The following is a 24,142-nucleotide window of genomic DNA, read 5'->3' as shown; positions in this document are numbered from 1 at the left end:
ACTGCCCCCTATTTTTATCGAAGGATTGGCCTGGCAGACATTTGCAAAAGCATGTATTACATCAAATAACATCCATTAGAAAACTATGACTGTATTCGAAATTATTTTACTGATCGCTGTTGCCATTAGTATCGTCTTGCAATTGTTCGTGCTGCTGCGCAAAGGTGACAAGCAAGCAGATGCGCAAGTTCAGCTGTTGCAGAATCAACTGCAACAGAATCATGAACAACAACAGCAGGTGCAAGAACGCAGTGAGCGGTCTTTACGCGAGCAAGTCCTCTCGACGGCACAAGCGACACGTCAAGAGTTGGGAGGAAATTTCTCACAGTTTCAACAGAACTTAGCTGCGCAATTGACTAGCGTCGCCACCCTACAAAATAATCAAATTGATGCCTTTTCTCAGCAATTGGTGAAGCTCAATGAAACCAACGCTTTGCAGCTCGAAAATATGCGGCAGGCCTTGGTTCAGCAAAGCCAAACGGCGCGCGAAGAGCAGGGTGCAAGTCTCAAGGCTTTTGCTGATACCTTAAATCAAACCTTAAATAATTTGACTGAATCTAACGCTTTGCGCATGAGTGAGATTCGCTCCACATTGGAACAAAAAATTCAGCAGTTGCAAGCAGAGAATGCAAGCAAGTTAGAGGAAATGCGCAAAACGGTCGATGAGAAATTACACGCCACTTTAGAACAGCGTTTGGGTGAGTCTTTCAAACAAGTGTCAGATCGTTTGGAAAAAGTGCATCAAGGCCTAGGAGAGATGCAGCAATTGGCCATTGGTGTCGGCGACTTAAAACGGGTGTTAACTAACGTAAAAACACGTGGCACTTGGGGTGAGGTGCAATTGGAAATGGTGTTAGAACAAATGCTGACACCCGACCAATACGCCAAGAATGTCGAGACTGTACCTGGTAGTGGCGAACGAGTTGAGTTTGCGATCAAGTTGCCCGGCAAAGACGATGACAAAGCACCCGTTTGGATGCCAATTGACGCCAAATTCCCGAAAGAGCAATACGAACGCTTGCTTGATGCGGCTGAACGCGCAGACGCAGAGGGTGTGGCGCAAGCTGGGAAAGAGCTAGAACGTGCGATACGCGGCGAAGCCAAGACTATTGCAGAGAAGTATTTATCCCCACCATTAACGACAGATTTTGCTATTTTATTTCTGCCGACCGAAGGTCTTTATGCAGAAGTGATGCGACGTCCCGGACTCGCGGACGAGTTGCAACGCAATTTCCGTGTATCTATTTCTGGCCCATCGACTTTGTCCGCACTTCTTAATAGTTTGCAGATGGGCTTCCGTACACTGGTTCTAGAAAAACGTTCATCCGAAGTGTGGCAAGTTTTGGGCGCGGTGAAGACAGAGTTTGGTAAGTTTGGTGACGTCTTGGCGGCGACGAAGAATGCATTGCAGAAGGCCGCGGATAATATCGATAAAGCTGAGACCCGTAGTCGTCAAATGACACGCAAGTTGAAACTAGTGGAAGCGCTACCTAGCGAGCAGGCGCAAAGCTTGCTCGGCATGGATGATGTCAATATCGATGAAGATAGTTAGTCGTCAATCTTCCCGAAAATGGGGAGTGTGAACCAGAAGGTGGAACCCTGATGTTCCACTGATTCAAATCCGATTTCGCCGTCCATTAACTGCACTAAGGCCTTGCATATACTTAAGCCTAATCCTGTGCCTTTTTGAGGACGACTATCACCAGCAGAAGTTTGAGCAAAACGATGGAAGATATTGGGATGATAGGCGGCAGGAATGCCTGTCCCGAAATCTTGAATTTCAACGCGTACGTAATCGCCTTGCTCTAGTAGCCGGATCTGAATCTCGCTCGCTTGGGGTGAGAAGCGTACGGCGTTTGAAAGTAAGTTTGCGAAAATTTGTTGGACGCGGTTAGCATCGACCATGACCCAGATTGGAACGACTGGATCTGCTAGAACGTAGCGTATTTGTTTTTGAGTCGCGAATATCTCATTGTCGCTCAAACATATCTTACTCAGCCCAACTAAATCTACTCTTTGTAAATCAAGTGATAGAGTTCCAGAGGCAATCTTTTCCACGTCAATAATGTCGCTTAGCAAATTGCTGAGACGTTCAGAATTGCGCAGGGCGACTTTTACTAAATTGCGTGCCGTCGGTGGTAATGCTACAAGTGTCTCACTGGCCAGCAATCCGAGTGCGCCGTGAATTGACGTAAGCGGCGTGCGTAATTCGTGGTTGACCGTCGATACATATTCACTTTGCACTTGATCGTGTGATTCGCGTTGTTTGAGATTTTGGTGCATCTCTAGCAAATTACTGTAAGCGCGTAAAGATGAAATGACGGTGGTGCGTAACTTTTGTACGGTCAGTTCAGATTTGTCTTTGTAATCGTTGATATCGTACTCGGCTACCACTTCAGTTTCGGGTGCTTTGCCAGATTGGCCGGTGCGTAGAACGATACGAACTAACTGATTTTTGAGTTGTTCACGAATCTGACGAGTGAGAACAAGCCCGGCATCTTCGGTTTCCATTACCACATCGAGTAAAACTAAAGCGATGTCATTCGGTTTGGCTAGGATATCGTAGGCCTCTTTGCCGGTGTAGGCAGAAATCAGTTCAAGGGGACGATTTTGAAATTTGAAATCACTGAGCACGAGGCGCGTGACGTGGTGCATGTCAGCATCATCATCGACCACCAACACCCGCCAGACATTGGGGTTACTGATGCCGAGATCAATGATTTCCTCGATATCCTCAACAACCAATACTTCATCTTCATCCAATACGGGCTTTTCCATCGACAGCTTTCATGACCAACTTTGATTTCACAATCTTAATTCAGATTCATTACAGCAACAAGACGCAAACGCTGATTCGATGTTTTTTCGAGCAGGAGTTTGTCTTATCTCTTTACAGAGACCTCCGTATGTAGGATTGAAGCATAAAAAATTGCTTGAAAAACTTGTTTTTATTAAAAGTTTCAAAGCGTAACATCCAGCTGTTTTGCGCCACCGATTGTTGCTCCGCACCATTGACTATGTTACCCTTCGCACTTCAGCATTCTTTGGAGATTTACTGTGGATAGTTATAGTTGTCGACCTTTGGTCGATTAATTCTGGCACTGTAACCATAGATCTCCTATCGCTACTTTGCCATTTCTTGGCGAGTAGTATCTTTGCCTTAGATTTTTTTCTAAGTGCTTTCTACTTACCCTCTCATTTTTGTTGTTGACGGCAGCCTTGCGTTGTTGGCGTCTCTCATACGTTCTTGTTTGAATAGACGTGGATGACGCTGCACTGCAGTCAGGCGAACTCGTATCTTGATCCAGTTAGGATCGGGGAGGCTCTATGCTTGAATTATTTAATCCGCAAAAGTCGATAACGGCTTTGCAAACCAAAGGACCCAATCGCTGGGATTGGGCCTTACTTCCTATCGTTCTGGCGATGCTAGCGGCCTTTGCGTTTGCCGCGATGCAGATGAGCCGACCATTTGTGGTGGGCGAAATTCTTGATATTTCTTTGGATCCGAGTTATTTGCCGTATTACTTGTTGCGCACCATTCTGCGCATGTTTACTGCATTGGCTTTTTCTTTGCTGTTTAGTCTGGTATTCGCCGCGGTAGCGGTCAAATATGCAGCAGCCGAGAAGCTCATGATTCCTATGCTTGATATCTTGCAATCGGTACCGATTTTGGGCTTTCAGGCAATTGCAATTGCACCTTTTATCGCTTTATTTTCTGGCGATTTACTCGGCGTGGAATGTGCGGCGATCTTCGCGATATTTACTTCGCAGGCCTGGAATATGGCCTTTAGTTTGTATCAGTCTATGCGCAATGTACCTTCGGAATTGAACGAAGCGGCTCGTATATTTCGTCTCTCGTCTTGGCAGCGTTTTTGGCGTTTGGAGTTGCCGTTTGCAATGCCAGGTTTGTTGTGGAATATGATGATGTCGATGTCAGGTGGTTGGTTTTTCTTGGTGGCAGCGGAAGCAATTTCTGTCGCTGGACAAGATATTAAATTGCCAGGCATAGGCTCATACATCGCCGTGGCGATTGAAGCTAAAAATGGAATGGCGATCGCCTATGCCATCATGGCGATGCTGGCTGGGATTATCCTGTACGACCAATTATTCTTTCGCCCACTATTGGCATGGGCCGATAAGTTTCGCTTCGAAGAATCACAGGGAGACACTGCGCAGCAATCATGGTTACTCGATTGGATGCGCAATAGTGTTTGGTTCCGCGCTTGGACACAAAAGCTTTGGCGACTGATGGCGAAAGCATTATCGTGGTTCAGTATTTCTTATGATGGTACATCCGAAAAAGCGCGCGCTACCGGACGGTCTCCGTTATGGGGCAAGCTGTGGGATGTGTTTTTAGTGGTGGCTGCAGTTGCTGCGGCGTATCGCCTAATCGTCTTCGTACATAGTGATGTCGGTTGGGCCGAAGTAGGCCACGTTATCTGGCTTGGATTGATCACCTTGTGTCGCGTCATGATCTTGATTGGTTTGGCATCTTTGGTGTGGGTACCGGTTTCTGTGTGGATAGGATTACGCCCCCAGTATTCGCAACGAGTGCAAGCGGTGGCGCAATTCTTGGCTGCTTTTCCCGTGAACTTAATGTTTCCGATTGTCGTGTTTGCGATGGTGAGCTGGAATCTCAATGCCAACATCTGGCTTAGTCCATTAATGGTGTTTGGAACTCAATGGTACATCCTGTTCAACGTTGTTTCTGGCGCGGCATCGATTCCAAACGAGTTACGTTTGGCCGCAGATAACTTGGGTTTGAAAGGATGGCTGAAATGGAAACGGGTTTACCTACCCGCAGTCTTCCCTAGTTATATCACTGGTGCGATTACTGCTAGTGGTGGTTCATGGAACGCAAGTATCGTCGCGGAATATGTCACTTGGGGCAAAACCACCTTGGTTGCGGATGGGCTCGGTAGTTACATTAAACAAATGACAGAGGCCGGTGATTTTCATCGTATCGCCTTGGGCATTGGTGTCATGTGTATTTTCGTGATGCTATTAAATCGCTTTTTCTGGCGCAAATTATATTTGCTCGCCGAAGATCGCAGTCGTTGAAGTCGACAACTTGCGTTGAGCTAAAAAGATGAAACGAAACAAACGCAAAGTAGAGCATCGCTTGCGAGTTCTACTTTGTTAGAGGAGAACAAGATGACACAAAAAAATCTGATCGATCTACAAAATGTCGCCAAGTCATTTAAGGCGGCCGATGGCACTGCTCGCCTGGTGCTAGATAAAGTAAATTTCCAATTGAAAGAGGGCGAAATCGTTGCCTTGCTGGGAAAATCTGGTTCAGGAAAATCGACCATGCTACGCATCATGGCGGGATTGATTCCTGCTGATCATGGTGATATGACTTATCGCGACAAAACGATTTTTGGCCCAGTCGCGGGAATCGCGATGGTGTTCCAATCGTTTGCTTTATTTCCGTGGTTAACCGTGCAGCAAAATGTAGAGCTCGGCTTGGAAGCGCAAGGTGTGCCAGCGGCCGAGCGTGAGCGCCGTGCCGATGAAGTACTTGAGTTAATTGGCCTTGCGGGTTTTGGCGGTGCGCTACCGCGAGAGCTGTCTGGCGGTATGAAGCAGCGCGTCGGTATTGCGCGTGCTTTAGTGACGAACCCAGACGTATTATTGATGGACGAAGCCTTTTCGGCACTCGATGTCTTGACAGGTGAAACCCTGCGTAACGATATGCTAGAACTGTGGGAAGAAAGCCGTATCCCAACGAAAGGGATCTTGGTGGTGTCTCATAATATCGAGGAAGCTGTGATGATGGCCGATCGCATTATTATTTTGGATAGTGATCCTGGCCGTGTTCGCTGTGAAGTTAAGATTGATCTGCCACGTCCACGCGACGTCGAGTCTGTCGAAGTGAGAGCTTTGATTGACGAAGTGTATGGTTTGATGACCATGCGTCATCCACAAGAGGCGAATGCGGGTGATAGCGCTACCCACCATCTCGGATATCGTTTGCCCGATACCGATATTAGTCGCATCGAGGGCGTGCTCGATCTCTTGGCCGATACGCCATTTAATGGGCGAGCTGACTTGCCGCAATTGGCCGAAGAAGCAGAATTGTCTGATGAGGAGTTGTTCCCGACTTATGAAGCCTTGGGTCTCTTGGGCTTAGCTGTGATCGAAAAAGGTGATATCAGTTTGACGAATCTCGGGCAGCGTTACGTTGAGGCCGACCAAGCGAATAAGCAAGAGCTGTTCGGACAACAATTATTGACGCATGTACCTTTAGCGGCACACATTCGGCGCAATCTTGAAACTGAAGCTAACGGTAGTCTGCCCGAAGCGCGCCTGCTTGAGCTGTTAGAAGAGTTTATGAAAGAAGACGAAGCTAAACGTGTGCTTGAGATTGCGATTGAATGGGGCCGCTACGGTGAAGTTTATGAGTATGATTACCATACCGGCCGTTTGACTCTGCCTGAATTAGAGGAAAACTAGCAGAGATGCGCAAGTGAGTTTTCGTCAAATAGTTAAAGAGGGCTCTGGACTTTCACTGACATATCTTCTGGTGCGAACTTGAAATTAATCGAGGACCTCGTTCTTAACCAGTGTTCAAATCCAACAGGATCACGCCCCAAGAAGCTTGCGAAGGCTCGGACATCGCCGACACTATGCTGACACAGCATACGCAGCGTTTCAGGGGCAAATACGCGCTGAGGTAAGAATTGTGCAAACCATGCGGATAGCCACATCAAATACATAGGCATAGAGATGAACCAAGCTGGCGATAAGCCCATCAAGTCGCGATAGTGTTGCAACATGTCTCGGTAGGACATCGCTTCTGGACCTACCGCATTGAGTGTGATCTGCGTATGCTCATGCGCTTCAATCTTGCTGATCCAGATTTGAATAGCCGCGCAGATATCGTCGACGTGAACGGGTTGTATTTGTTGTTCTCCATCGCCTGGTAAAGCGATCAAAGGCAGGCTCGCTAATGTGCGAAAGAGTTTGCTGCTTGCACCATCTGCGCCGACGACTAATGAAGGCCGCAATATCAGATAAGGAAGATGCAGGTGTTTAAGGCTGGCATCGGCTCGGCGTTTGCTTTGTAAGTATTCGCTCAGTGGCTTTGGTGTTTGATGTTCGTCGGCGGGTCCTAACGCAGAGATTTGTACGATGCCGCGCAAACCTAGCTTATCAGCGGCTTGAAACATGGCACGTGGAGAAGCGTCGTGTATTGCCGCAAAACTTTGGTTCTTGTCTTGTTTCAAGATGCCGACAGCGTTGATGATGAGATCAAGCCCTCCATGCACTTGTTGTATGGTCTTTAAACGTTTTTCCCATTGTTCGATGCTAACGGGAATAGCAAAATCTAAACTAATTTGATCGTCGTCATCGCATTGCCTTTGCGCGCTCAGGACCTGATGCCCGGCTTGGATTAATGTCTGACAAATATGCCTACCGATAAAACCTTGTGCACCACAGACTAAGATTATCATGATGTGACCTCTACTTTTTGTTGATCTTGTGGAGATGGATGGCGCTTATCGTTCGCAATGTCCTTCGTGACAGGCTTTGCTTTGTTGCGCGGCACGGTTTGCTTGGCGTCGGATAGCTCGATCACGCGCGATTTTGAATAGCACACCTGAAAATCGATCAGAGAGGCGATAGCGATTGCGTGCGATGTGCGGATATAACCAATCACAGAATGGTTTCAGGATCGGTAATTTGGTGGGTGCAGTGAGCCAGCCCAATCCAACCGCACCATAGGCCAAACGAAAAACTTCAACACCACTGACAATTTCACCATCAGCCCGACGAGCATGAATGATTTCCATCATCGCTTCTTGACTCGCGGGAGCATATTCGTCTTTAAAGTTGGCGCCAGAGACGTCCACAAATTGCAGTAATTGTTTGTCGTTACGCGCTTTGAGATTGTCGATCTCAAGTTTGCACAAAGGGCATGATTCGTCGTAATAAATCGTGAGTGGATAGGCGTTCATGGTATTTCCTTTCGTTTAAATTGTATTCTTTTGTGTCTGTTATTTCTGTCGAGACAGAAATTACAATTCCGAAAAAAGCGCAAGATAAATTGGATTCTTGCGCCGTTTCTAGGTCTTTCTGTTTAGTCTTGTTTCTGCTTACTGTCATCGCCACGAACAAATTGCTGAACTTTGGCTCCCATTTTGAGTAATTTCATCAAGGTACTTGGCTCAAGCCTCAACATTTCATCGGTCCAGCTGGTCAAGGTTTTCATGAGCGCCAAGGTCTCGCTGATGCGTAGTTTCGTCGCTCTATCTTCTTGGTCGAGGTCAGGGCTATCAAGGCAAGCTTGCAAGGTGGCGATAGTCGGATTGAACTCTCGCTCTTTACGTTCTCTGACCACCGTCCTAAATAGTTCCCAGACATCCAGTGAGGTTTCAAAGTGCGCGCGACGATCTCCCATCACATGCGCCAACTTCACCAGCTTCCAGTTCTGCAATTCTTTCAAAGAATTCGACACATTCGAGCGTGCCACACCCAAGGTGTCGGCGATTTCTTCTGCAGGTAAAGGGGCGCCGACGATATAGAGCAGCGCATGAATCTGGCTGACAGTACGATTCACGCCCCACAGGGTGCCCATTTCGCCCCAGTGCAGAATAAATTTTTGTTTAACGGGTGTAAGTTCCATAACAGCAGTCTAGTTATTTACTTTATTTCTGTCAAGAGAGAAATTTTGTGACTCCTTATGTTAAATCGACACTGATGGTCGCTAAGCGAAACGAATAGGATTGTGTTCGACAGGAGGGAAACTACTTGCAATGATCCGTTGCAGCTTGGTAGGCAATGACGAAGATCGACAAAATACTGCCGCCTTGCCGTACACAGTCGGGTTTGACGGCAGCATCGGCTGCTTGCTGAAAGCGCTCATGTTTGCTCAATTTTTGTGTACTCATGGGCTTATTGCTAGCTTCTGCCATTTTTTGTATATCGCTCTTACTCTCTTCGTAAGCGAGTCGTGCAGCACGGCTATCGAATTTCTTGCTACTGAGGTTCTCACTGGCTGGTGTGGTCGAGTTAATGCTTTCGACCACGCTATCGAAGCTCACAGGTTTTTCATTATTGACGGCTGGACTATTCGATGGTGCGCTGATTGTCTTGGCTGGTTCTATGTTTTTGGCTTGATTCGAAAGGATTCTGGTCGGCCTGTTCGACATTGTGATAGGTGTTGGAGGAGGGGCGGGTTTGCTGATATCAGGCTTTGGAAGACTGGGGCGTATCCAAGTTAGCAGCATGGTTTGCGCTTTTTCTGCTGTCTTCGAGCCTGGTTTGAATTCGAGCGTGAACTGCGCCAACATCACCAAGGTCAAGCCAATTGCGAACAACATAGCAAAGCTACGTTGCGATTTACTGGAAACGAGAAAGTCGTTGCTTGCGAGGGCGGCGTTCATACTCTTCAATGAGTTCAGACATGAGTGCAAAGAATTTCGCGATAATAGCCGAAAAACCGGGTGACAAACGCTTTAAGGGATGAAAACCAGGTGCCAGAAAGAAAACGGCGCGCGAGGTATTAGCTCATGCGCCGTTGAGAACTATCTGCCAGTACTTTTGAAGTGATGAGGAGGTTTACTCTGCCGCGATCTGCAGCACCAACTTACCGAAATTCTTACCTTCAAACAGCATGTTTAAAGTAGCAGGGAAGTTATCGATCCCTTGCACGATATCTTCACGCGTATGGAATTGGCCTTGCGCCATCCACGAGCCCATTTCTTTGACGGCCTCATGATAACGCGGTGCGTAGTCAAAAACCACGATGCCTTCCATACGAGCCCGATTGACTAGCAATGACAAGTAATTCGATGGGCCTTGAATCGGCGTTGTATTGTTGTATTGAGAGATGGCGCCGCAAATAATGATGCGCGCTTTCATATTGATACGAGTGAGCACGGTGTCGAGAATCTCACCGCCTACATTATCGAAATAAATGTCGACGCCATTGGGGCAGTGCTCTTTCAGGCCATCTTTAACCGAACTATTTTTATAGTCGATGCAAGCATCAAAACCGAGTTCGTTGACGACGAAATCACACTTGTCTTTGCCACCAGCAATACCAACGACACGGCAGCCTTTTTGTTTTGCCACTTGGCCCACAGTTTGGCCTACCGCGCCCGCAGCACCGGAAACCACAACTGTTTCGCCGGCTTTAGGCATGCCGACGTCGAGCAAACCAAAATAAGCGGTCATGCCAGGCATGCCGAGGGCATTCAAATATTTAGGCAAGGGTGCAAAGCTTGGATCAATTTTATAGAAGGCGCCGTATTTATTGTCCGCCGCACCTATCCAATACTCTTGGACACCTGTGCTACCAGACACGATGTCGCCCACTTTAAATTTGTCGGATTTTGATTCCACCACGCGCCCCACGCCACCAGCACGCATAACTTCGTTAATTTCTACAGGGCGAATATACGATTTGCCACCATTCATCCAACCGCGCATTGCTGGGTCGATAGAGATGTACAGTGTCTTCACCACGATCTCACCATCTTCTAACTCACGCACTGGTTCTTGCGTGTGCGTCCAGTTATCGGCGGTAGGCAAACCCACTGGGCGTGCAGCAAGGCGGATTTGGTGATTCGTCAACGGGTGAGGGCGATTGCTCATAGTGGGGTCTCCAGCGTAAGTCTTATGATAGAAAAAGAGGCAGTCATGCAATAAAACATGATGACTATACCTGAATTAGAACGAACGTGCTTTTTTATTTGAGATGTCGAAAATGACTGCTTTCTTGCTGCAACTGCAAAAAGCCAGCGTATCGTGCGACAATGCTCGTTTTCCCTCGACAACCATATTGCCCTTGGCCGATAACGCTGAGGGCTACCAGAGATTTTATTTATGATGACGCCCGAATATATTCTGACTTTGTCTTGCCCTGATCAACGTGGAATTGTGCATAGTGTGTCCGGCTTTTTAGCGACACATGGTTGCAATATTATTGATTCCGCGCAGTTCGGTGACGCACATTCAAAATTATTCTTTATGCGCGTCCATTTTTCTGCCGACGACAAAAGTATAGACGACTCAATTTTACGTGCTGATTTCGCGACCTTGGCCGCAAGTTGGGGCATGCAATGGCAATTGCACGATGCGCATCACAAACCACGTGTGGTCTTGATGGTGTCGAAAATTGGCCATTGCTTGAATGATCTGCTGTTCCGCTACAAAAGCGGTCTATTGCCAGTCGAGATTAAGGCGATCGTATCGAATCACACCGATTTTTATCAATTGGCGGCCAGTTACAACATTCCTTTCCATCATTTGCCTTTAGCGGCTGGCGCCTCAGCTGAAGCGAAGCAAGCCCAAGAACAAAAAGTACTCGAGGTGATCAACGCGAATCAAGCCGAGTTAGTGGTGTTGGCGCGTTATATGCAAATTTTGTCGAATCACATGTGCGAGGCCCTCAGTGGTCGTGCCATCAATATTCATCATTCATTCTTGCCGAGCTTTAAAGGTGCTAAGCCTTACTACCAAGCCCATGATCGTGGTGTGAAATTGATTGGGGCGACGGCACATTTTGTGACCGGTGATCTCGATGAAGGCCCAATCATCGAGCAAGACGTCGAGCGTGTTGACCATGCGATGGACCCTGAAAAATTGACGGCCATCGGTCGCGATGTGGAATGCGTGGTGTTGGCACGGGCGGTCAATTATTTCGTCGAACATCGTATCCTATTGAACGGACATAAGACCGTGATTTTTAGATAGTCTAGAAATCCAAATTTCGCTCTAAGCGTCATACCGAAACAAGCACAACCACAAAAAAGAGAAGCAGAAACAATGGCATTAAAATCGACCATCTACAAAGCAGAATTGAATATTTCCGACATGGATCGCGGCTATTACGCTGACCATAGTTTGACCATCGCACGCCATCCTTCCGAAACGGACGAACGCATGATGGTTCGCGTGCTAGCGTTTGCAATTCACGCCAGTGAAAGACTCGCTTTTGGTAAAGGTATTTCGGATACAGAAGAACCTGACTTCTGGGAGAAAGACTATACCGACGCCATTCTATTGTGGGGCGAAGTCGGTCAACCTGATGACCGTCGATTATTGAAAGCCTGCGGCCGTGCTGAACAAGTATTTGTTTACAGCTATGCGCATGCCAGCAATATTTGGTGGAAGCAAATGAATAGCCGTTTAGATCGCGCGAAAAATCTTTGCGTAAAAAATATCGCTTCTGAAACCAGTCAAGAATTGGCGAAACTAGCAGAACGCACGATGCAGTTACAATGCACGATACAGGACGGTCAGATTTGGTTGTCCGGTGGCGATCAATCTGTGCAAATTGATCTGGAGACTTTCAAGGAATTTGGTTGAAGCGGCTTCCAGTCAGAAAGCAAAAGAAAAATCGCCTCCATCATTGATGAGAGGCGATTTTTTTATGGGAGATGTTGATGGAAGACGTACTGGCCGATTAAGCTAAGGCAACACCATTGGCGTCGAAGTAGCCCTCGAACAGGATAGAACTCAAATAGCGTTCACCAGAATCGGGCAGAACAACAACGATCGTTTTGCCCGCATTTTCTGGCAGCTCTGCCAAGCGCACTGCCACTGCGGTCGCCGCACCGCAAGAGATGCCGGCCAAAATGCCTTCTTCTTTCGCCAGGCGCTGCGCAAATTGCACTGCTTCTTCATTACTGACTTGTTCAATCTGATCGACCAAGTCAAGGTCGAGTACGTCTGGTACGAAGCCAGCGCCAATACCTTGGATCTTGTGCGGAGCAGGTTGAATCGGCAAACCAGCACGCTTTTGTGTCAATACTGGGCTGCTAACAGGCTCAACCGCAACCGTGGTAATTGCTTTACCTTGGCTTTGTTTGATATAGCGAGAAACGCCTGTGATCGTGCCGCCTGTGCCAACGCCAGCAACGAAAATATCGACTTTGCCTTCGGTATCATTCCAAATTTCTGGGCCTGTTGTCTTTTCGTGGATCGCAGGGTTCGCTGGGTTTTTGAATTGCTGTAGCAATACATAACGATCTGGATCGCTGGCGCGAATTTCTTCGGCTTTGGCGATAGCGCCATTCATGCCTTTTGCCCCTTCGGTCAACACGAGTTTGGCGCCGAATGCCACCAATAATTTACGGCGTTCCACACTCATGGTTTCTGGCATCGTCAATGTCAGTGGAATGCCTTTGGCAGCTGCGACGAAGGCTAAAGCGATACCGGTATTGCCGCTGGTGGGTTCGATTAATTCTTTGCCAGGTCCGAGCAAACCGCGCGCTTCAGCATCTGCCACCATGGCGGCGCCGATACGGCATTTAACCGAATACGCAGGATTGCGACCTTCGATTTTTGCCAACACAGTAGCACCTGCGCCATCAGTGACACGGTTCAACTTGACTAGCGGGGTGCGGCCGATGGAATCGGCATTGTTTTGATAGATTGCCATATCTTCTCCTAGTTGGTAGTGCTGCGAGGCTCAATTCTCAACGAGCTTGGCTGGCAGAGCCACCGATTAATTGGGGAAAGTCATTCAGCTTCGCGAGGATGCAAACCGACTTCATAGCGCAACAGCATACTGTAGCCGCCATTTTTGTTCAAAGAATATAAGCGCATATCCTTATAGTGAAAAGTGTAGGAAAGACTTTTGCCCAAGCTGTTAAGTGGCGCAAGCTTGAGGCCACGATGTTCGTTTCGGTTGATCAAAAGTCGATTAAAACTCACCCCAATGGCCTCACTGTTTACGCTTCTTTTCTCAAACCCATTATTTACGTGAAATCGGTCTTAATTCAATAATTTGCTTTGCAGCAGCCTCAACCGCTTTTCGGCTATACAGCAGGGGAAAGTATTCACCCTTGGCCCATGGCGTCGCGAGGTCGCGATAATGTGGGTTAGCAGGGTCACCAGACTGACCGGGGGCATTCATGGCTTTTGAGTTATCCCAATTACCAACGTCAACAACGACACGAAAACTAGGTCCGTTAATCTGGACAAAATCTTGGAGACGATACGAAGACTGATTCACACTATTCGCACTGCCACCGCGCGGCAGTGGGCCGACGTCGTATTGCGCTTTGCCTTTACTATCAAGCAGAGGGGAGAAGGGGTGTGCAAACAAGGTCTTTTGTAAGTCACCCCAACGCCATTGCTGTGTTTGTGCTCCCAAACGTTTTTCCAATTGTTGATAAGCGCTGACCAAACTTGTGATCAGTAATTGATCACGTCTATGTTTTGCTTGATCCACGCTGTCGCCAAATTGCGGTGGGAAAGCATCTTGCGCTTCTAGGTTTTTCAGCATCGAGGTCAAATCAGGCAAGGTCGTGACTAGATAAGATTTTTGCCCTAGCATCAAGTCCTTGTATTGCGGTCCTAAGCTTTGTGAGTACCAGTATTGATAAAGGGCTGCTGCGGCTGAATCGGCATTCTCTTGTCGATCCCATGCACTGAGTATTTGTATCGCCCGTTTTGCTTGTTCTTGATTGAGTAAGCTCGCTTCAGGGATCGCGGTGAGGAGACGAATCAAGCGCTCGGCTGGCAGCGACAAGATATCGTTTTGCAAGCGCATTGAATCTTCGAGTGAGACTTTCTTATCTTGAGATAGAACATCGGCAATTCTTTGGTAGCGTGCGTTGTGCGGCCATTCAAAACCAATCTTCCGCTCACGATAAGGATAGTCCTCGGGCAAATTTAACTCATTGGCGGAAGCAAACCAGCCTTTTTCGGGATTGTAGCTAGAAGGCAGTTTGTCCCCAGACAAGAATCCCGCCCACTCGTAGCGACCATCGCCTGGCACTGGTAATAAACCATCCCAATTAGGGCGAATTGGTGTCAAACCACCGGGAACCCAACCGATATTACCTTTGGTATCAGCATACACTTGGTTCTCAGTCGGTGCCCCCCAATGCAGCATCGCTTTTTTGAATTCGGTAAAGTTTTTAGCGCGCATATAGTCAACGCTACCGAAGTAAGGAGCCATGCCTGGCTCTAACCATCCTGTGCGCACAGCGTAGGCTTTGTTTTTCTTGGTGTCGAAATAAATCACAGGCCCGTGACGAGTGAAGAAAAGATCAGACTCCATCGTTGCACCGCTATTGAGCTTAAAGACTTCGGTGCGTTTTTGCATCTCTACCCATTTGCCCTGATAACGATAATTTTGCGGCTTATCGGGTTGGATGTCATACACATACAAATCTTCTTGGTCGATACTCATGATGGTCAAGCCGAAAGCAATGCTGCCGTTATGGCCGATCGAGATACCCGGAAGTGCAGGTTCACCCGCACCGATGACATCTAAACCTGGGGCGCTCAGATGGGTGATGTAACGCAGTGAGGGCGCGGAGTAAGCGCGGTGCGGATCGTTTGCCATCATGGCGCGGCCGGTTGCAGATTTTCCCGGTGAAATCACCCAGTTATTGCTACCTTCCATTTTGTCACTGTCATTGATTTCCAATTTCGCCAAGCGATTTTCCTCGGCCTCTGCGCTGAGCTTGGCAATTGGTGTGATGGCCGCACTGAAGGGGACGTTTTGCGTGGCTAAGGTAAACTGACGTAAGACTTCATCCGGTAGGCAGGGATCAAGTCCCTCAGGAAGCTTGGTTTGCCAGGTTGGTGATAGACGTTGGCGCACTTCATCTAACGCGAGATCACCTGCGCAAGCCATCTTGGCGCGATTGACTTCAGACGTGAGATTGCGCGTCAGACCATGACTACGAATTTTCACCACATCTTCAGCTTGCCAAAGTGCAGGACGATAGTTCAAGGCCTTGAATTCAGGCGGCAATTGCTCGGGATGTTGATTGAGATAATGAACGTAGGCGTTGATGCCCGTCACAAATTGTTGGGTGAGTCGTTGCGATTGTTTACCATAGGCGGCCCACTCTTTTTTCATATCACCGCGATACAGAAATAAACGTGCGGCACGATCTTGCTCTAAATAGGCTTGGCCAAATACCTCAGACAATTGTCCTAGCCCACGTCTGCGCCACAAGTCGATTTGAAATAGACGATCACGCGCTGCATTGAAGCCCTGAGCCAAAAACACGTCATCTTCGCTCTTGGCATAAATGTGAGGAACGCCCCACTGGTCTACCACAATCTCCGCGGCTTGTTTGAGTCCTTTTACCTCGATTTGCGTCTTTGAGACGGCCTTATCAGTCGCGGCATGAACCGTTGGAAGATGGCAGAGTAACAAGAGGAGGGTAGTACATTGAAGCGGAAGTCGGGTTGTGAATGTGGTTTTTCGCATGATCGTTGATCGATTAAGGGTTTGTTTTGACAATAGCTTAGACTACACTGATCTGGGTTTTAAATGGAATGCATCGAAGTATAAAGCGTGTTTATTTGATTTCGTGCCACGTTTTTTGCATTTCGTCGCACAGTGTTTGTTTTAATCACATGACTTACGTAGCATCTGCAATGTGAGATGGCACCCATGCACCCGGTATGGCTCGCCTTATCCTTAACCACCAACGGAAAAGAGCAGATATGGAACAAGTAATCGATACTCCAACTCAAGCGCCGCCACCGACTGCCGTCAAAGACCTCAAACCGATCGCCCCAGCTGAGCGTATCGAAGCGATTGACGTCGTTAGGGGCTTCGCTTTGATCGGTATTTTCTTCATGAACATCGAGTGGTTTAATCGCTCGTTTAATGAATTTCAAGACGGCATTCCTGCAAGTGCGCATGGGCTCGATTGGCTCGCCACTTACTTCGTTAACTTCTTTGTCGCTGGTAAGTTTTGGACGATATTTTCTTTGTTGTTCGGCATGGGCTTCGCCGTCATGCTGACACGTGCTGAAGACACTGGTCGCGCTTTCTTGGTGCCCTACATTCGTCGTGTGCTTGCCTTAGGTGTGTTTGGCATGATGCATACCATTCTCTTGTGGCCGGGTGACATCCTGTTTAGTTATGCTTTTACCGCAGCTGGATTGTTGTTTGTTCTGTTTGGAACATGGAAATCCTTCCTCGCCAGTGCTGTTCTGATGTTGGGCTTGGCGTTTGTGCCGGGGATGGGGTCTGCTGGAGTGTTGGTAGGCGAACTCGTGTTGATGTCGCTGATTGCTTTGTTTATTCGTCATGAACGCATTTTCAATGTGGTCGGCATGCGCATGCCTTTGGTTTCCCTCGTTTTCTTGGTCTTGGGTTTAATCACAACTATAGCTGCAGTGGCCGCGTTTTTTGTGCCGCCAATGGCCGATGCAAAACGCGAAATTATGGGAGGAGCTGCCTTCTTCTTGGCGTCCGCTTTTGTGACTGCGAAATTTCGTGAGCCAGCAACGTCTCGTTTTTGGAAGGCAGGTGTGTGGCTGTATAGCATGCCATTCGTGATTGGTATCGTGTATTCGACGATCAACTATCAAAAGCCTTTGGAAAGTGTTTTTAATAATCCTGAAGCAGTCAAATTGTCGCTCGAAATCGAAGCGAAAAATAAAGTCGAAGAAGAAGCAAAGAAAGCAGCTGAGGCTGCAGGTAAAAAGTATGTAAAACCTGAAGAGAAGAAAGACGAGAAGAAAGCGCCGAAGACTGAAGCGCAAAAGAAAAATGAGCGCGATGCTAATGCGATTGTTGGTATCCATGAAAATCAAAAGAAAATTGTTGAAGACAAGAAGGTGTTGACGACAGGTAGTTACACCGATGTTGTCAAACATCACTGGAAAGAATTCCTTGAGGGGCCTTTCAACGCGGCTGGACAAGCTTTTTCTTCCATCGCTTTATTCCTCATGGGTGTTTGGTTTGTACGTGCCAAGATCATTACGAAAGCAAAAGAGAATCTCGCTTTCTTTAAACAATTGGCGATGTGGGGCTTACCGATTGGCTGGGGGCTCAGTATTTTCGCGAGTACGATCAACGTGAGCCATGTTGCCGGTGTGACTGGTGATGGCTCAGGTTTAATGCGCAATTTGGTGATGTTCTCGAACCTACCTGCTTGCTTGGCTTACGTCAGCATTATCGTGTTAATGGTGTATAGCACTTCCGTGTTTTCGAAGATCAAAGTGTTAGCGCCGTATGGTCGTATGGCACTCACCAATTACTTGTCGCAATCCTTGATTCAAGCAAGTTTCTTTTATGGTTGGGGCTTTGGACATTTCGGTATGGGGCGCGCATCGCAGTTGGCGTTTGCCATTGGTGTAATCTGTTTGCAAGTGGTGTTTAGCCATTGGTGGTTAGCGAGATTCCGCTATGGTCCTATGGAATGGATTTGGCGTGGCATCACCTACTGGCAAGTGCCAGCGTTGCGAATCGAGTCGAATGATTTGAAACCGCAGGCAGCATAAAATTTGGGCAGACATTAACGCGCTTTTCGAAGCGCGTTTTTTGCTTTCTACGTACTACCTTTAAGGAAAGAAATACGATGACCGAGTCTATTGTTCATTCAGATCTTTTATCGCAAGCGCCATCGGCGACGCAAGTGCCCTTGGAATTTAAACCGGTTGAAAAGAGCGAACGTATCGAGGCTCTCGATGTGATACGTGGTTTCGCTTTGATCGGTATCTTCTTAATGAATATTGAATTTTTCAATCGGGTTGTTTCCGATATTGGTCAAGGCATGCCATCTGGCCTGAGCGGAGCGAATTGGTTGGCTAGCTATTTCATCGCTTATTTTGTGGCAGGGAAGTTCTGGACGATCTTCTCACTTTTATTCGGGATGGGTTTTGCGGTGATGCTGACTCGGAGCGAAGCGAAAGGGCAAACTTTTATACGATCCTACCTGCGTCGAATTATCGCTTTGGGCATTTTCGGCGCTTGTCATCACATATTCATCTGGCCGGGAGATATTTTATTTACCTATTCAGTGGCCGCAAGTGGATTGCTGATTGTCCTATTCATGCCAGGTAAATGGTGGTTGGCATTTCTTTCTAGTACGATTTTGTTAGCGATTGTGTGGCAAAACAGTGTGACCGCTGGTCTCGCAACAATGTTCGCCACGACCGGCGTGTTTATCTTTTATTTGCGATCAGAAGCAGGTATCCAAATTCGAGGTTTCAAATTACATGGTTTGGCAGTGTTGTTGATCGTGATTGCGTTTTTGATGCTGGTAATTGGTGGAGCTGGTTTCTTAGTGCCTTCGCAAGCGAAACTGAAGGGATTTTTTTATAGCGGTTTATTCATTGCATTTCTTGGCTTCTTGGTCGCCAAATATCATCAGCCAGCCGATAAACGTCCTTTGCGTTTAGGTGCTGCGGCTTACTTGCTTTTATTTGTTTCGATGGCACTTGGCACCGCAAGCCAGACTTTTGACTGGGGTGGTGAGCAAGCAAAACGGGCGGCGATTGTAGCGGCCATGCCTGAATTTGATGCAAGTAAAGTGACGGATGCGGAACTTAAAGCCTTACGAGCGAAAAAAGATAAAACCGAAAAAGAGAACGTCATGTTAGCGAAAGCGGAAGCTGCAGCTATGCAGGCAAAGAAAGCGAAAAAAGACGAGGAAGAACAACGCGTTTTGAGTAAAGGAACCTATGCCGAGTCCGTAGCCCTTCGCGCTAAGCACTTCGCAAATCATGCACCAAATGAACTCAGTCAATGTGCCTTGTTCATCGCTGTATTTTTGATCGGTTATTGGTTTGTTCGCTCAGGCGTAATTGAACGTAGCGCAGAGCATTTGCCCCTGTTTCGGCGTTTAGCTTTCATTGCGCTGCCGTTCGGCATTGGCCTCGGTGTTGCCGGTAGCTTCTTGGCCTTACGACCAATCGTTGATAATGAATCGGATGTCTTCTATTTCGCGACGAGTCTGCTGTATATCGGCAATTTACCAGCATGCCTGGGCTATGTTGGTTTGATGGTGGTACTGTTGCATAGCCAAGGACCTTTTGCCAAAGTGAAGGTGCTAGCGCCTTATGGACGTATGGCTTTAACGAATTATTTGTCGCAGTCCGTTATTTGTTCCGCGATTTTTTATGCGTATGGTTTGGGCTTATACGGTATGCCGCGGGCGCAACAAGTGCTGGTTGTAGCGGTAGTGGTGACCCTACAAGTCTTGTTCAGCCATTGGTGGTTGTCGAAATTTTTGTACGGCCCAATGGAATGGTTGTGGCGTGCGATCACGTATTGGAAGTTGCCACGGTTTAAAATTGAGGAGACCTAGCAAGTTGAAATTCAAAAAAAAGCACAGCGTTTGCTGTGCTTTTTTACTTTGGGCTAAAGCGGGAATTAGTTCAATACCTTGCGCAACCAGTGGCCGATATCGATTACCTCTTGCGGCGAAACGGAATGTTGCATCCAATAGTCGTGCCATTCAATTTGGTAGCCTAATTGTTTAAGGAGGTCACGTGATTGCTCTGCGCGTTGAATAGGGATGACTGGGTCTGCAGTGCCATGCACCATAAAAATCGGCGTGTGTTGATTCGCAACATGACGTTCATCAGCGACTTTATCGGCTAATGGAACGTAGCCAGACAAGCACATCAGGCCGGCCAACTTCTGAGGGTGACGCAAACCCACTTGTAGGGTCATTGCGCAGCCTTGAGAAAAACCGGCTATCACAATCTTATCAGCGGCAACACCACGCTCGATTTCTCGCGCAATCAAGGCTTCGATTTGCACTTGCGAATGCCGTAAGCCGTTTTCATCTTCGCGTTTATTGATGTCAGTGCCTGCGGCCGCAATATCATACCAAGCGGGCATGATGTAGCCGCCGTTGAGCGTTACTGGAATTTGAGGTGCATTCGGGAAGACAAAGCGAATGTGTGGGCAGGAGTGTAAATCTAATTCACCAACGATCGATAAGAAATCATGACCACTTGCACCAAGTCCGTGCATCCAAATAATGCTAGCAGTTGGCGTGTAGCCAGTTTGAAGTTCAACGGTATCGAGATAATCAGACATGATATTTTCGTTTAATTGAATGAATTATTTAAAAAAACTTTTGAAGGTATGAAAGCTAGCGACCACGAAAGTGCAGGGCAGCCAAATCCAACGAAATTCGGATTGCAGCACCGCCATGCCACGTTCACTTAAAAAGCGGGTAACACCGATTGGAGAAACTTCGATTACCCGTTGCGTAAAAAAGTATCGCGCATTGTCGAATGGCCAGTAAAAGGCGACACCGAGTCCACCATTGGTAAACGCATCAATTACCCCATGCGACGCTGCGCCAATGAAGCAGAACAACCAGACATTGAGACGTTGGCTCTGCAGTTGTTTTGAAAACAGACATAGCACGCTCGCAAGGGCTGCAGCAAATAAAAGTGAATGGCTAAATCCACGATGCCCAAAATCCGACCCATAATCAATGCCGAATTTAAAGCTAATGACATCGAGATCAGGAATGATAGAGCAGAGCATCGCGACTAGAACCAAACGCCAAGGCAAAACTTCACGGCTGGCAATTAAGCCTATCGTGAGTGGAATAATGGGGTGGGTAAGTATCGTCGCCAAACTTAAGACTTTCAGGATGAGTGTCGCTGTCTACGCAGTTGAAGGGCGAATCGCAGATTTCGGGCGAAAGGCTTTGCAAATGCTTTCGTTGGTCTCAACGTAAGGACCGCCGATCAAGTCAATGCAATACGGAACAGCGGCGAAGATGCCATTCACGATTGGCTGACCGTCAACATCTTTGAGGCCTTCCAGCGTTTCCTTGATGGATTTAGGCTGCCCTGGTAAGTTCAAAATTAAGGCGGCATGCTCAGCGGTTTCGCGTATGACAGCCACCTGGCGAGACAAAATCGCCGTTGGTACAAAACGCAAACTGATTTGCCGCATTTGTTCACCAAAGCCAGGCATTTCTTTACTTGCTACCGCCAGAGTGGCTTCTGGCGTGACATCGCGCCTCGCGGGGCCCGTGCCACCTGTGGTAATGACGAGATCGCACAGTTCCTCATCGACTAATTCAATCAAGGCTTGTTCGATAGCAGTACGTTCATCAGGAATTAAGCGTGTGTGCATACTCCAAGCGCTCACTAGGGCGCCGGTGAACCATTCTTGCAATGCGGGGAGTCCTTGGTCTTGGTAGACCCCTGCAGAAGCGCGATCAGAAATCGACACTAAACCTATGCGCAGGGGGCGATCGAGAGACGTGCTTAACGGAGTATTAATCGTCGCTGTCGTCATCGTCATTATTGTCTTCGTCACTCACCTCTGTCGCGTTGGCAGCATTGTGCTTGGCCTGAATCTCTTTCAAGATTTGGAAGATTTCACGATAGGCTTTTGGCGGCTTGTTTTCTGCTTGTTCTTTGCGCGCATTGCGAATCAAAGTACGTAAGTGCTGCACGTCGAGCTCTGGATTTTCAGCCATTAACTCGGTTAAGGCAGTATCGTTGGCCAGTAATTTTTCGCGTTTGCGCTCTAATGAATGCATTGCAGCTGTCTCAGCTTTTGACGCACCTTTCCAGCTATCGATGGTCTTTTGGATGAGTGCAACTTCGGCTTCATCCAAAGTACGCATTTTCTTACCGACGAATTGCATTTGGCGACGACGACCTTCGTGATTTGTGATGGTCTGGCATTCGAGGATGGCATCGCGCACATCTTCAGGCATGGGAACGCGTTTGACGCGGTCGCGTGGAGCATCGACTAATTCTTGGCCAAGTTTTTGCAGCGCCGTCATTTGGCGCTTCAATTCCGACTTGGAGGGACGGTCGTATTCTTCTTCAAACTCGTTGGACTGATAGCCGCACGAGCCGCGATTGGGATTTGGCATTGGTAAATCTTCTATAAACTTATTGAAACGACTGCTATGATACTCTCTTTATCCTTTCAGCTAAAGAAACAGAAGCTATGAGCAAACCAGTTTTCACCCATTCTCAGGATCAATTTAAGCAAATTACCGACGACATGTTACGTATCGCACGTAATAAAGGTGCAACAGATGCCGCGGCAGAAGTCAGTGAAGGGGGTGGTTTATCGATTAGTGTGCGCAAGGGTAAAGTTGAAACGATAGAGCAAAATCGCGACAAAGGCGTAGGAATAACAGTTTATATCGGCAAGAAGCGCGGAAATGCGAGTACTAGTGATTTTTCTGCTAAGTCTTTGGAAGATACCGTTGAGGCTGCATACAATATAGCGCGTTTCACCGCCGAGGACGATTGCGCGGGTTTGCCCGATGCAGAAATGTTGGAAAAAAATCCACAAGATTTGAAGTTATTTCACCCGTGGCTGGTGACGGCGGAGGAGGCCATTGCGTTGGCTTGTCGCATTGAGGCAGCCGCTTTCGAAACCGATAAGCGTATTAGTAACTGTGATGGCGCAAGTGTTCATGCACAACAATCCCACTTTGTCTCTGCCAACACTCGTGGTTTCAGCGGTGGTTATGCATTTTCTCGTCATACGTTGGCAGTTGCCCCGATTGCGGGTAAAGGCGCAGGCATGCAGCGCGACGACTGGTATAGCTCGCATCGTAATGCTAAACAATTGGCTAGCCCGGAAGCGATCGGTCGCTATGCAGCAGAGCGTGCTCTAGCTCGATTGAATTCGCGCACTATCGATACCCGTAAGTGCGCGGTATTGTTTGAAGCGCCATTGGCAGCAGGTTTGCTAGGATCTTTAGTGCAGGCGGTTTCGGGTGGTGCTTTGTATCGTAAGTCGAGCTTTTTACTCGACAGTTTAGGACAACAGATTTTCCCATCCCATATTCAGGTAACTGAAGATCCCCATATCTTGGGTGGTGTCGGCTCGTCGCCATTTGATGATGAGGGTGTCACCACCAAAAAACGAGATGTAGTCAAGGATGGCGTCTTGCAGGGGTATTTCTTGTCGACGTATTCCGCACGCAAGCTTGGAATGCAAACGACTGGTAATGCAGGCGGCTCACATAATTTAGTGATGACATCATCGTTAGCCAAGAAGAGCGACAACTTTGTGCAGATGTTGAAGAAAATGGGTACGGGCTTATTGGTGACAGAGTTGATGGGCCAAGGCGTGAATTATGTGACCGGCGATTATTCCCGCGGGGCTTCTGGCTTCTGGGTTGAGAATGGTGTTATTCAATATCCAGTCGAAGAGATTACGATTGCTGGAAATATGCGTGAAATGTTCCAGCAAATCGTAGCGATTGGCAATGATCAACTGACACGCGGAACTAAAACAACTGGTTCGATTTTGATCGAAAGCATGACGGTCGCAGGCAGTTGATTCGTGGCACTAAATTGCACTGCACGATAAGCAAGCCTTGCAGTGTTTGAATTTGCTTTTTAGAATGCGCTTGCACAAAAGTAAATGGCTGATTGGTAAACAGTGTGAAATTACAAGGCAGCTAGAACAATT

At 47.7% G+C, this 24,142-nt stretch carries 20 protein-coding genes; 8 read left to right on the top strand and 12 right to left on the bottom strand.

The features are described from left to right. Positions 1 to 85 precede the first annotated feature (85 nt). A complete protein-coding gene (locus tag H8K36_RS03920; RefSeq protein WP_186914988.1) occupies positions 86 to 1,552 on the top strand; it encodes a DNA recombination protein RmuC in 1,467 nt (488 codons plus the stop codon). Here the strand turns inward: H8K36_RS03920 and H8K36_RS03915 are convergent. Then, a complete protein-coding gene (locus H8K36_RS03915; protein ID WP_186914989.1) occupies positions 1,549 to 2,778 on the bottom strand; it encodes a sensor histidine kinase in 1,230 nt (409 codons plus the stop codon). The genes H8K36_RS03920 and H8K36_RS03915 overlap by 4 nt on opposite strands. 549 nt (positions 2,779 to 3,327) lie before the next feature. On the opposite strand from H8K36_RS03915, the gene H8K36_RS03910 reads away from it, so the two are divergent. Then, entirely contained in the window at positions 3,328 to 5,061 is a 1,734-nt protein-coding gene (locus H8K36_RS03910; protein ID WP_186914990.1) for an ABC transporter permease, read from the top strand. Between the two features lie 93 nt (positions 5,062 to 5,154). Beyond that, on the top strand, positions 5,155 to 6,456 hold the full coding sequence (locus tag H8K36_RS03905) for an ABC transporter ATP-binding protein (protein WP_186914991.1): 1,302 nt from the start codon (positions 5,155 to 5,157) through the stop codon (positions 6,454 to 6,456). 32 nt (positions 6,457 to 6,488) lie between these two features. Here the strand turns inward: H8K36_RS03905 and H8K36_RS03900 are convergent, their stop codons facing one another. The 5 genes from H8K36_RS03900 to H8K36_RS03880 all read right to left on the bottom strand — a co-directional run bounded on the left by H8K36_RS03900 (position 6,489) and on the right by H8K36_RS03880 (position 10,602). After that, entirely contained in the window at positions 6,489 to 7,457 is a 969-nt protein-coding gene (locus H8K36_RS03900; RefSeq protein WP_186914992.1) for an SDR family NAD(P)-dependent oxidoreductase, read from the bottom strand. A gap of 45 nt (positions 7,458 to 7,502) precedes the next feature. Then, positions 7,503 to 7,961 carry a thiol-disulfide oxidoreductase DCC family protein gene (locus H8K36_RS03895; RefSeq protein WP_186914993.1) on the bottom strand — a complete coding sequence of 153 codons (459 nt, stop codon included), beginning with the start codon at positions 7,959 to 7,961 and terminating at the stop codon, positions 7,503 to 7,505. Between the two features lie 122 nt (positions 7,962 to 8,083). Further along, positions 8,084 to 8,629 carry a GbsR/MarR family transcriptional regulator gene (locus H8K36_RS03890; protein ID WP_186914994.1) on the bottom strand — a complete coding sequence of 182 codons (546 nt, stop codon included), beginning with the start codon at positions 8,627 to 8,629 and terminating at the stop codon, positions 8,084 to 8,086. Between the two features lie 121 nt (positions 8,630 to 8,750). Next, positions 8,751 to 9,389, bottom strand: coding sequence for a hypothetical protein (locus H8K36_RS03885; protein WP_186914995.1), 639 nt, complete (start codon positions 9,387 to 9,389; stop codon positions 8,751 to 8,753). Between the two features lie 175 nt (positions 9,390 to 9,564). Continuing rightward, positions 9,565 to 10,602, bottom strand: a complete 1,038-nt coding sequence (locus H8K36_RS03880; protein WP_186914996.1) for an NADP-dependent oxidoreductase — start codon at positions 10,600 to 10,602, stop codon at positions 9,565 to 9,567. Positions 10,603 to 10,833: 231 nt separating this feature from the next. Between H8K36_RS03880 and purU the strand changes: the two genes are divergently transcribed. Both purU and H8K36_RS03870 read left to right on the top strand, forming a co-directional pair. After that, positions 10,834 to 11,703, top strand: coding sequence for a formyltetrahydrofolate deformylase (purU, locus tag H8K36_RS03875; RefSeq protein WP_186914997.1), 870 nt, complete (start codon positions 10,834 to 10,836; stop codon positions 11,701 to 11,703). 72 nt (positions 11,704 to 11,775) lie between these two features. Next, positions 11,776 to 12,318: a YaeQ family protein gene (locus H8K36_RS03870; RefSeq protein ID WP_186914998.1), complete on the top strand. Its 543-nt coding sequence runs from the start codon at positions 11,776 to 11,778 to the stop codon at positions 12,316 to 12,318. Between the two features lie 97 nt (positions 12,319 to 12,415). On the opposite strand, the gene cysK is transcribed toward H8K36_RS03870, so the two are convergent. Further along, positions 12,416 to 13,393: a cysteine synthase A gene (gene cysK, locus H8K36_RS03865; protein WP_186914999.1), complete on the bottom strand. Its 978-nt coding sequence runs from the start codon at positions 13,391 to 13,393 to the stop codon at positions 12,416 to 12,418. 315 nt (positions 13,394 to 13,708) lie between these two features. Continuing rightward, a complete protein-coding gene (locus H8K36_RS03860) occupies positions 13,709 to 16,189 on the bottom strand; it encodes a penicillin acylase family protein (RefSeq protein ID WP_186915000.1) in 2,481 nt (826 codons plus the stop codon). A gap of 239 nt (positions 16,190 to 16,428) precedes the next feature. Here H8K36_RS03860 and H8K36_RS03855 point away from each other — a divergent pair, with 239 nt between their 5' ends. Further along, positions 16,429 to 18,219, top strand: coding sequence for a DUF418 domain-containing protein (locus tag H8K36_RS03855; RefSeq protein WP_186915001.1), 1,791 nt, complete (start codon positions 16,429 to 16,431; stop codon positions 18,217 to 18,219). A gap of 77 nt (positions 18,220 to 18,296) precedes the next feature. Then, positions 18,297 to 20,027: a DUF418 domain-containing protein gene (locus H8K36_RS03850; protein WP_186915002.1), complete on the top strand. Its 1,731-nt coding sequence runs from the start codon at positions 18,297 to 18,299 to the stop codon at positions 20,025 to 20,027. A gap of 65 nt (positions 20,028 to 20,092) precedes the next feature. Here the strand turns inward: H8K36_RS03850 and H8K36_RS03845 are convergent, their stop codons facing one another. From H8K36_RS03845 to yjgA, 4 genes are read right to left on the bottom strand one after another with little or no spacing between them, the layout of a single operon-like run. Then, the gene (locus H8K36_RS03845) at positions 20,093 to 20,767 is read right to left on the bottom strand and encodes an alpha/beta hydrolase (RefSeq protein WP_186915003.1); all 675 of its coding nucleotides are present in this window, start codon (positions 20,765 to 20,767) and stop codon (positions 20,093 to 20,095) included. A 24-nt stretch (positions 20,768 to 20,791) separates the two neighbouring features. Next, positions 20,792 to 21,319: a metal-dependent hydrolase gene (locus tag H8K36_RS03840; RefSeq protein ID WP_186915004.1), complete on the bottom strand. Its 528-nt coding sequence runs from the start codon at positions 21,317 to 21,319 to the stop codon at positions 20,792 to 20,794. A 30-nt stretch (positions 21,320 to 21,349) separates the two neighbouring features. Further along, the gene (gene mog, locus H8K36_RS03835) at positions 21,350 to 21,991 is read right to left on the bottom strand and encodes a molybdopterin adenylyltransferase (RefSeq protein WP_186915743.1); all 642 of its coding nucleotides are present in this window, start codon (positions 21,989 to 21,991) and stop codon (positions 21,350 to 21,352) included. After that, positions 21,972 to 22,580: a ribosome biogenesis factor YjgA gene (gene yjgA / locus H8K36_RS03830; protein WP_186915005.1), complete on the bottom strand. Its 609-nt coding sequence runs from the start codon at positions 22,578 to 22,580 to the stop codon at positions 21,972 to 21,974. Before yjgA ends, mog begins: the two co-directional genes overlap by 20 nt. A gap of 77 nt (positions 22,581 to 22,657) precedes the next feature. On the opposite strand from yjgA, the gene pmbA reads away from it, so the two are divergent. After that, the gene (gene pmbA / locus H8K36_RS03825) at positions 22,658 to 24,010 is read left to right on the top strand and encodes a metalloprotease PmbA (RefSeq protein ID WP_186915006.1); all 1,353 of its coding nucleotides are present in this window, start codon (positions 22,658 to 22,660) and stop codon (positions 24,008 to 24,010) included. Positions 24,011 to 24,142: the final 132 nt, after the last annotated feature.

It is taken from the genome of Affinundibacterium nitidum, assembly GCF_014284155.1.
Lineage (GTDB): Bacteria > Pseudomonadota > Gammaproteobacteria > Burkholderiales > Burkholderiaceae_D > Undibacterium > Undibacterium nitidum.
This window is presented reverse-complemented; position numbering and strand designations above follow the sequence as displayed.

Coding starts and splice junctions, on each gene's coding strand:
- H8K36_RS03920 (WP_186914988.1), top strand. CDS start 86: ATGACTGTATTCGAAATTATTTTACTGATCGCTGTTGCCATTAGTATC.
- H8K36_RS03915 (WP_186914989.1), bottom strand. CDS start 2,778: ATGGAAAAGCCCGTATTGGATGAAGATGAAGTATTGGTTGTTGAGGAT.
- H8K36_RS03910 (WP_186914990.1), top strand. CDS start 3,328: ATGCTTGAATTATTTAATCCGCAAAAGTCGATAACGGCTTTGCAAACC.
- H8K36_RS03905 (WP_186914991.1), top strand. CDS start 5,155: ATGACACAAAAAAATCTGATCGATCTACAAAATGTCGCCAAGTCATTT.
- H8K36_RS03900 (WP_186914992.1), bottom strand. CDS start 7,457: ATGATAATCTTAGTCTGTGGTGCACAAGGTTTTATCGGTAGGCATATT.
- H8K36_RS03895 (WP_186914993.1), bottom strand. CDS start 7,961: ATGAACGCCTATCCACTCACGATTTATTACGACGAATCATGCCCTTTG.
- H8K36_RS03890 (WP_186914994.1), bottom strand. CDS start 8,629: ATGGAACTTACACCCGTTAAACAAAAATTTATTCTGCACTGGGGCGAA.
- H8K36_RS03885 (WP_186914995.1), bottom strand. CDS start 9,389: ATGAACGCCGCCCTCGCAAGCAACGACTTTCTCGTTTCCAGTAAATCG.
- H8K36_RS03880 (WP_186914996.1), bottom strand. CDS start 10,602: ATGAGCAATCGCCCTCACCCGTTGACGAATCACCAAATCCGCCTTGCT.
- purU (WP_186914997.1), top strand. CDS start 10,834: ATGATGACGCCCGAATATATTCTGACTTTGTCTTGCCCTGATCAACGT.
- H8K36_RS03870 (WP_186914998.1), top strand. CDS start 11,776: ATGGCATTAAAATCGACCATCTACAAAGCAGAATTGAATATTTCCGAC.
- cysK (WP_186914999.1), bottom strand. CDS start 13,393: ATGGCAATCTATCAAAACAATGCCGATTCCATCGGCCGCACCCCGCTA.
- H8K36_RS03860 (WP_186915000.1), bottom strand. CDS start 16,189: ATGCGAAAAACCACATTCACAACCCGACTTCCGCTTCAATGTACTACC.
- H8K36_RS03855 (WP_186915001.1), top strand. CDS start 16,429: ATGGAACAAGTAATCGATACTCCAACTCAAGCGCCGCCACCGACTGCC.
- H8K36_RS03850 (WP_186915002.1), top strand. CDS start 18,297: ATGACCGAGTCTATTGTTCATTCAGATCTTTTATCGCAAGCGCCATCG.
- H8K36_RS03845 (WP_186915003.1), bottom strand. CDS start 20,767: ATGTCTGATTATCTCGATACCGTTGAACTTCAAACTGGCTACACGCCA.
- mog (WP_186915743.1), bottom strand. CDS start 21,991: ATGACGACAGCGACGATTAATACTCCGTTAAGCACGTCTCTCGATCGC.
- yjgA (WP_186915005.1), bottom strand. CDS start 22,580: ATGCCAAATCCCAATCGCGGCTCGTGCGGCTATCAGTCCAACGAGTTT.
- pmbA (WP_186915006.1), top strand. CDS start 22,658: ATGAGCAAACCAGTTTTCACCCATTCTCAGGATCAATTTAAGCAAATT.